The sequence below is a fragment of the Pedobacter mendelii genome, from assembly GCF_014635725.1.
Taxonomy (GTDB): Bacteria; Bacteroidota; Bacteroidia; order Sphingobacteriales; family Sphingobacteriaceae; genus Pedobacter; species Pedobacter mendelii.
The window spans coordinates 1-8,102 of sequence record NZ_BMDJ01000021.1; the positions used below are offsets into that span (position 1 = coordinate 1).

The 8,102-nt window shown below is 36.4% G+C and carries 11 protein-coding genes; 3 read left to right on the forward strand and 8 right to left on the reverse strand.

What is annotated here, in order from left to right:
- Nucleotides 1-812: 812 nt before the first annotated feature.
- On the reverse strand, nt 813-1,289 hold the full coding sequence (locus IEV50_RS19390) for a MarR family winged helix-turn-helix transcriptional regulator (protein WP_188417559.1): 477 nt from the start codon (nt 1,287-1,289) through the stop codon (nt 813-815).
- 1 nt (nt 1,290) lies between these two features.
- Nucleotides 1,291-1,737 (reverse strand): GNAT family N-acetyltransferase, encoded by a 447-nt coding sequence (locus IEV50_RS19395; protein ID WP_229746815.1) that lies wholly within the window; start codon nt 1,735-1,737, stop codon nt 1,291-1,293.
- 22 nt (nt 1,738-1,759) lie between these two features.
- Between IEV50_RS19395 and IEV50_RS19400 the strand changes: the two genes are divergently transcribed.
- The gene (locus tag IEV50_RS19400) at nt 1,760-2,200 is read left to right on the forward strand and encodes a Crp/Fnr family transcriptional regulator (protein ID WP_229746816.1); all 441 of its coding nucleotides are present in this window, start codon (nt 1,760-1,762) and stop codon (nt 2,198-2,200) included.
- 83 nt (nt 2,201-2,283) lie between these two features.
- Nucleotides 2,284-2,673 (forward strand): RidA family protein, encoded by a 390-nt coding sequence (locus tag IEV50_RS19405; protein ID WP_188417565.1) that lies wholly within the window; start codon nt 2,284-2,286, stop codon nt 2,671-2,673.
- Between the two features lie 237 nt (nt 2,674-2,910).
- On the opposite strand, the gene IEV50_RS19410 is transcribed toward IEV50_RS19405, so the two are convergent.
- The gene (locus IEV50_RS19410) at nt 2,911-3,291 is read right to left on the reverse strand and encodes a nuclear transport factor 2 family protein (protein WP_188417567.1); all 381 of its coding nucleotides are present in this window, start codon (nt 3,289-3,291) and stop codon (nt 2,911-2,913) included.
- A gap of 154 nt (nt 3,292-3,445) precedes the next feature.
- The gene (locus tag IEV50_RS19415; RefSeq protein WP_188417569.1) at nt 3,446-3,847 is read right to left on the reverse strand and encodes a zinc-binding dehydrogenase; all 402 of its coding nucleotides are present in this window, start codon (nt 3,845-3,847) and stop codon (nt 3,446-3,448) included.
- A 15-nt stretch (nt 3,848-3,862) separates the two neighbouring features.
- Here IEV50_RS19415 and IEV50_RS19420 point away from each other — a divergent pair, with 15 nt between their 5' ends.
- Entirely contained in the window at nt 3,863-3,952 is a 90-nt protein-coding gene (locus IEV50_RS19420; protein WP_229746817.1) for a winged helix-turn-helix transcriptional regulator, read from the forward strand.
- A 235-nt stretch (nt 3,953-4,187) separates the two neighbouring features.
- On the opposite strand, the gene IEV50_RS19425 is transcribed toward IEV50_RS19420, so the two are convergent.
- The 4 genes from IEV50_RS19425 to IEV50_RS19440 all read right to left on the reverse strand — a co-directional run bounded on the left by IEV50_RS19425 (nt 4,188) and on the right by IEV50_RS19440 (nt 7,961).
- A complete protein-coding gene (locus IEV50_RS19425; protein WP_188417571.1) occupies nt 4,188-5,084 on the reverse strand; it encodes an NmrA family NAD(P)-binding protein in 897 nt (298 codons plus the stop codon).
- A 28-nt stretch (nt 5,085-5,112) separates the two neighbouring features.
- Nucleotides 5,113-6,036, reverse strand: a complete 924-nt coding sequence (locus tag IEV50_RS19430) for an alpha/beta fold hydrolase (RefSeq protein WP_188417573.1) — start codon at nt 6,034-6,036, stop codon at nt 5,113-5,115.
- Between the two features lie 82 nt (nt 6,037-6,118).
- Nucleotides 6,119-6,682, reverse strand: a complete 564-nt coding sequence (locus IEV50_RS19435) for a Crp/Fnr family transcriptional regulator (RefSeq protein WP_188417575.1) — start codon at nt 6,680-6,682, stop codon at nt 6,119-6,121.
- A gap of 790 nt (nt 6,683-7,472) precedes the next feature.
- Nucleotides 7,473-7,961 carry a RidA family protein gene (locus tag IEV50_RS19440; protein WP_229746818.1) on the reverse strand — a complete coding sequence of 163 codons (489 nt, stop codon included), beginning with the start codon at nt 7,959-7,961 and terminating at the stop codon, nt 7,473-7,475.
- Nucleotides 7,962-8,102: the final 141 nt, after the last annotated feature.

Consider the following 8,102-nt stretch of genomic DNA (forward strand, 5'->3'; position numbering starts at 1 on the left):
AAACAGGACTTAAAAGATCGATTCTAAAAAGCCTTTTTGCACAACAACTTCTGCTTTTTTCAAGCAACAACTCTGGGGGTCAATTTAAAATTGGCGAAAGGGGGTCAAATTTATTGGTATATGCACCCTTAGAACTAATCTAGTAATTTGGGCTTAATGGCAGCAGCCAAACTTACCGAGGGATTAGTAGGAAAACATACCTTATTATATGGAACTTTCCTTGTATGTTAATATTATTAAATGTGGTCACCAGCGGCGTTCTTTCGATTCCCGATAGCTATGTCCATTTCGGATTTGACCATGCCAACATCGCAGTAGGATTCTTCCCTTCAAGTAGATTGGATTGCCCGGTATAAACCATTATGAAAGTATGTTTCTGAAATTGTACTTCAAGGTATCTGTGGTATAATCTTCGCCATATAGTTCTGAATATTCGCCACTTTAATTAAAATATATAATTTCTATTTGGTTCTTTCGATAAAATTAAAACCAATGAAAAAAACTTATTATTACCATTACTTATTCAAATGTTTGTAATGTGTTTTTTTTGAATGTAAATTATTTCATGCTCTATGATTAATGAGTTATCGGGAAGTACTTATAGTGACCAGGATTTTACATCTGAACACCTACCCGATCCAACGCGCCAAAAAAACCAATAGCCTTAAACACCCTAAAATTAGTTTAGTGGGCGCTTTAAGGTGAAACGGGGTGCATACTTTGAAGCGAAAGTTGTAGCCATTTTTCAAAAACAGGTGACCACTTTTGGAATAACCGTCAAATCTATTGCTAAACACTGTAAACATCGTGTATTATTTCAGTGCTAATGCCAGCATACGTTGCAAAAAACTTTGCTGTTTCAAAGCGTCCTCTGCTTGGCATATTGCCTTTATTAAATTATCTTCATTTGATGAAATATCATCTAAAGCACGCTGCATGACCTTCCAGATTGGTCCAAGGCTAGCCACAAGTTCGACACCTTTTTTAGTAAGCTCTAAAAGACGCTTTCGTTGATCTGTTTTATCTTTTTTTGAGCGGATGATTTTCTCCTTTTCAAGTTCATTGAGCAAGCTGATTGTCGAGGGATGAGTGTATCCAATTTCTGTGGCCAGTTCAATAACGCCAAGTAATGGACGTTGGGAAAGTATAAATATTACAGAAAACCATTGAGGCTTAAATCTAATACCCTGAGATTGATAATAAAGCATACCGTCCTTTCGTAACTGTTCAGAAAGTCTTTGCAACCGAGTCGAAAGCGCCAGTACACCTGAAGAATTAATAATATCCATCTTACAATGCTAAATGATAGAATACATTATCAGAAGACATAAATGGGAAATCATTGGGTAAATCATTTTTATCAAGCTGTTTAAATCCTTTTTTCTCATAGAACCGGATAGCAGCTTTAAGGATATCTACAGTGCCTAAATAAAGATTCTTGATACCGTTAGCTATGCAATAATTAATTAATTCATTTAATAATGCTACAGCTATACCATACTCCTTCCCGCGAAATTCCTTTTTAACAAACATTTTTCTTATCGCGCCTGATTCTTTGTTAAAGCGCAGAAGGGCTATGGTTCCACAGAGCTTTTCCTGTATACTTGCACCCCAAAAATTTCCTCCCTTAAGCATATAGAAATTTTCTATGTCCAGCAAATCTGGTTGATCTGAAATGGTAAGCGGCACGTTAAATTCAAGTTGTTGAATAGGCAATATAATGTCAATTATATCCATTGAATCTGAGTTTTTTAACGATTTGATATTCATACACATATGTTTCAAAATTTATGTACAAATATACGTAGTTTTCTACATTGATGATGCAGGTAAAGAACACATTGTATCCTTTGCGATGGAGGATTGGTGGGAAAGTGATTTTCCCGCTTATTTTAACAATATCAAAGCTACCCTTTCCCTGCAATGCCTAGAAAATACTAGTGTACTTTGTTTAACACTTGTTAACTACTATCAGCTTTGTAATAATATGCAGAAAATGGAACACTTTTTTCTAAAGAAATCTAATTTGGGATTTATAGGTTCCCAACAACGCATTTTATCTTTGCTCACCAGTAAAGCAAAGGACCGTTATGAACAACTATTCAGAATGTATCCATCATTATTTCAAAGACTATCCAAAGTACAACTTGCTGCCCATCTGGGTGTTTCTAGAGAGACCTTGAGCAAACTTTATCCCTAATATTAATAATTTTTATTAGTGACATACCTCACACATATTTAGATTTAACTCAGGTATGTTTGTATGGTACAAAAATTAAAACAATGGAAAAAAGAATTATTAATCCCTGGCAATGGCAGGATCAACGCAGCTATGTTCAAGCGGTTGAAGTGAAACAAGCTGAAGGTACATTATATATTTCTGGACAAACGGCAATAAATGCAGAAGGAGAACCTAGCTCGGGAGACATGAAAAGTCAGTTGGTTCAAACGATACAAAATTTGGAAAAGGTAATTAGTGATGCAGGTTACGAAAGCAAAAATATTGTTCGTTTAAATATATACACAACCTCGTCCGCTGAGTTTTTTGCTTGCTTTGATCTTTTTCAGGAATGGATAGAAAAAAATGGCATTAAGCAGGCTACGACTTTATTCGAGGTGAACAGTTTGTTTGAAACGCTATCAGTCGAACTGGAAGCTACGGTGGTTAAATAATACATTTGAATATGCTTTACACATTCATTTGCTAACAGTTGAATATCCCATAAAAAGTCCCGTGCATTTTAAATAGCACGGGATTTTTTATGTTATAAATTATTTTTTTAATTAAGGATAGTATCTTTAAATTTTATCTTACAGCAAATTTAAGCACCTAGATTAACTACCCTAAACTAACTGACTAAAGAGCGTTTTTTCTTGCCAGTTAAAATTTCCTAGTCTACTATCAATAAGCTAGCTGCTATTTTCCCAAACAAAACTATCATGATATACTGCTCCGATAGTAGTTTTCATTTTTTCACCTTGCTCCATAGCGATTAAGGTTACCATACAATAAGAGGTTCCGTTAGCTGTATTTCCATTTATGGTTAATACTTGCTGTCCATTAAAATGATAAATAGTTTCGTAATTTTTAAAAAAACTATCAACCGCCGCTATCATCTCTTCTCTGCCCTGCAGCTTTAATACTGATTTGCCGCCGGCATAAGTTTTTGATACTGCATTTAGAGTAAAGAGTTTAACCTGGTTAACAAAGTCTTTTCTGTCTGCAAGGATTGATACGTTATCGACAAGCTCTTTTAAGAGTATACGGTCATTTAATTCACTGCTATTCATCGTTTTGAAGTTTTAAGCTAAATATTTAAGCAAAGCTTTGTTGGTAAATTTAATTTAATACTAGGCTAATCCTCGGATCGAGTCCTGATAATCTTAATGCATCATTAACCAAGCCATTATGATACGCAGCAGTCAATGAATAGAAACCTGATCATTAGCTCTGATCTACTGTTAGCACAACTTTACCCTGGATAGAACCGTGTTCCGCTCTATCGTGCGCCATGCGTGCATCTGAAAGTGGAAAAGTACTGTCAATAACAACTCTTAGTGTTCCGGAATCAAGTAAGCTTGCAATCTCCGAAAGCTGTGCCCCGCTCGATCGAACCTGAGTTGAGGAAACTCTAACACCCAATTTATCAGTTTCTTCGGATCCAGAAAACCCCAATGGAAAGATTGGAAATAAGGAACCGCCTCGTATAAGCATACGTAAAAATCGGCCGGTGGTCTGCCCGCCAACACAATCAATAACCAGGTCGATTTCCTGGGCAACTTCCTCTGCATTTATTTTAGTGTAATCAATAAATTCGTCTATTCCAAATTCCCTAAGAAAATTCATCAAGTGTCTCCAAAAGTGGAATATTCATTAAGTGACACAGGTCGAGAATTAATTCCGTTTATAGAACATTTACACAATTGGGACAAAAAACAATTGGAAAATTGAATAATGTAAATGTGATATTCATTTAAGATATGGTATAGCTATTGTGGTTAGTTTATATTGATTGTACTAAGTTTGTATTACTTAAAGCTTGTTAAATATTATAAAAGGTTTTCATGCAATAAAAAGCTATGTAGTTGTAAATAATTTTAGTAGCTAGGCTGTTTCTTTCTGATATAATCCAATAACAATACTTGCATAGAATTAAGTACTACAAGGCTGGATATCAATTATCTTTTTATTTTAAAAAAGAATTTATGTACTCAAATTCTGTTGTCCAGGAAATGTTATCGTAACGGAGATTATCTAGTCTATGATGCTGTGTTGAAAACATCGAATACATGTATTGGGCCTGTTGCCATTTTGCATAGAGCTCGGCCTCTCCTGCCGGATTATCAGCCCGCTGTTTTTTTATGGACTGCGCAAAATCTTCAAGACTTGACAGCTTTTGCATCCTAAATTCATGCCCGGTAGCCTCCCTAACATCATCCCAGATCATCTTTGGACTGATCTGAAAACTTGCAATCTGCAGATTTCTGGGTGCATTGCCGTCCATAGCGGCCTCGGCGGTAAAGGCAGCGGTATTATCCATGGTAGTAAAATCCAGCTTCCATTCCTCCTTATCTCCCCAGTAACTGATACTTCTGTCTTTCAAATTTAAAACAGGCGTATTGTATTTAAGTATGTCGGCGAAAGCCCCGTTAAAAATAGAACATGCCTTTATAGATGTACTATCCAGGTAAGCCCTAAACTGTCTTCTCAAATCAAAGTTTCTGTTTTCACCTGGTACTAAAGCATTGTAGTCTGTACAAAAATCAGAAGGTATAAATCTCGATACCTGAGCTTTTATGGCACCATCCAAAACCGTTTTCTGCAAATCTACTATAACATCGCCAAGACCCGCAAGGGCCGAAACCACACAGTCGACATCCTGACAGGCATCTGCTATTTTCTCTATGCTTTTTAAATCTATTTCGATAACATTCACTCCCATTTTTTTCAAGGCTTCTATTTTTTCGTCATCAGTATTGACCCGAACAATCGCCCTTACCTCTGCACTTCTTTTTAACAATTCACCGCAGATTCTTTTTCCCAGGTTGCCAGTAGCCCCGGCAACTAAAATCGTTTTTTCCATATTTAAATGCTTGTAATGTTTTAAGTTGCTAGGTTCCTAAAAAGCCAAAAACTGCTTCCAAAACCTGTTCTGGCTGTTCTTCAAACATGTAATGCCCGCTATCCATAATGCCAATTACATTAAGGTCTTTAGCCACATATGGTAATCCCATTTTCATGTAATTGTAGCTCACATAACTACCGATCCCTAAAACAGGCATCAAAAGCGGCTGATATGATTTTGAATCTTCGATATCCTGACCAAAACTTTGATACCAAGCATTGGAAGCCCTGATGCTTTCCGCATCGTTATATGCCGAGGCATAAATCCGTCTTTCAAGCTCTGTCATTTTACTTTCGTCAATCATAACATAATTAAAAAGCCAGTCTAAGAGGTATTGAAATCTTCCTTCCAGTATTTTTTCAGGCAGGTTCTTTACCTGATTGAATGCCATCCACCATGCATAAGGCATATTGCTGTCCATTTTTTCATTAAAGGTTCCATCTGCGGGTATTAAAGACATCTGCATCATACCCTCACTGGGATGTGAACCATCTGCAACAATTAGTTTTTCCGTAAACTGAGGATAATTAAAGGCAAAACTCATGGCTACCATGCCACCAATATCGTGACCCATGATATTCACCTTGTCTATTTCAATATATTGTATCAACTTTAAGATATCCTCAGCCATTGTTTTCTTATCGTAGCCTGAATCAGGTTTTGCAGAACTGCCCATTCCTCTGATATCTATGATGATTACTCGGTACGCTTTAGCTAACTGAGTGGCAATTGGATGATAGGAATACCAGGTTTGCGGCCAGCCCGGCAAACAGATCAGCGGTTTACCGCTTCCGCCCTCTACGTAATGGAGCTTTATTCCGTCTACGACTGCGAAATTATTAGTAAATCCGGGGAAACTTTTGATTAGTTCATCATCGGTTTTTGGAGGTAAAATGATTTTATTATCCATGTGAGTTATTTTTATAGTTTATATAATTCAAAGATAAAGCGGTGGGGTATACACAGAACTACCAATTGGTAGAAAATAAGTTTTAACGGATATTTTTCCTGATCCTGCTCAATGCATTCGGTGTGATACCAAGGATTGCGGCCAGCTGTTTAACCGGTATTTTCAGCAGAAAATCCGGATTATTAACAAATTCAAGGTATCGTTGTTCGGCTGAAAGTGTCTGAAAGTTCAAGATCTGATCTATCATCCTTACCGACATTTCCTCCCATATTTTACGACCAAACTCTTCCCAAGCGCTGATGTGTCCATAGAGAAAATCCATATCTCTTTTATCAATCACAATCAGTTTCGTATCTTCTATAGCTTCGATGTTAAACCTGGAGGGTTTTTGTGGGTTTAAGCTGGAGATCTCGGTAAAAAATTCATTTTTAAAAGTTACCCATGTTGTATTTTCCTGATCATTCCAATCGTAAAAAAAACGCACTCCACCGGAAACGATGAAAAAATATTGATCGGCTATCTGTCCCTGTCGCAGGATCAGTTTCCCTTTGGAAATCTTCCTTTGTCGGCACTTGGAAATGACCAGTTCCAGATCAGGTCCATCTATCCAAATCATCTTTTTTATAAACGCGATAAATTCTTCCATTATATTTTTTTTAGCCTGTTGCTTATCGCTATGAATTCATTTCGCATCTGTCGTCAACAAGGTTGACAACTTAGGATGATAGTTTTTTAGGCCAAAATTTGAACTGGTTCCGTTTCCAACTAATCCCATATCTAATTGTATGTACACATTAGAGAGTCACTATTTGCTAATATATATATAAATTATTAGTCAAGCAGAAACTTAGCGTAGGATGTGATAAATTACACCCTTTATTCGTCATGACTTCGTCGTTTAGTTTCGCTAATAAATTTCGTAACTAATTACTATCGGCAATTTGTCAAATAATTCCCTAAAATGCTTTTACAGCTTTCAGATAACCGAATCCTATCCTTCCCCATTTACAGAAAATGGATTTTAATTTATCGATGAGTTGTTTTCACCTCCGCTGGTCTATTTGTCTTGCAACCTGTGACGTGGTTAGGCAAACGACTCGTTTCAGTAAATGAGATTTAAAACAGGCCTCGCTTTTGCTGACCATTCTGTGCAAATGTTGTGCAAATCACTAATTCAAGTAATTTATGGATTAATACTAATTTTAAATTCCTCGAATCACAAATCTTAAGTATTTAATGCCCTAAGTTGGATAAATCCTAAAAAAAATAATTTTTGCAAATCGTGTGCCAATAAAAAGCCCCACTAGGACGGAGTGGGGCTAACTAACTTATTATGAGCTCCCTCTGCTGGGCACAAACCAGCGACCCTCTGATTAACAGTCAGCTATTGATAACTGTAGATATAGGCAATACACTTTATTAATTGAAGACGCTGATTATTTTACAACTGTAGCTTCTAATTCTACTTTTAATGTTTCAAAAAGGCTTTTGACTTCAAACAAAGTAGTGGCCTGCTTAACGCCATTCTTAGTTATCCAATCCTGAAAGATATCAAAGCAATCAAAAAGCTCTGTTGATGAAGTTGTGTAAATATTTAAGCGAACAATATTTTTATTTTCGAATCCAGCCTGACCGATAACTTTTTCCAAATTTTTCAGTGCATGGATTAATTGGGATTTCATATTCTCCTTACTTGATAGTCCCTCGTCACTTATTGCTGTCTGGCCTGAAACATAAAGCGTGCTTTCGACACTTTTAACTTCAACAGCTTGTACATAACGGCGCTTATCTTGCCATTCCCAAGGATTAATAATTCTTTTCTCCATTGTAGTCTGTTTTTTATTTTGCGCCATAACAGGTACAGAAATGATTGATGTGATCAATAAAAGTTTAGTGATTTTCTTTAGTTTTCCTTGTAAATTCATACTACAAATTTGCAGATTGTAATCAGTAAGTTAATCTGCACAAAAATCGGCAATTAAGAATACACCAAAAACGGCAACAAGAGTGCGCAAAAAAACGGCAGGATAATTAAACCCCACCGTTTAATACGACCTTCATCGGCT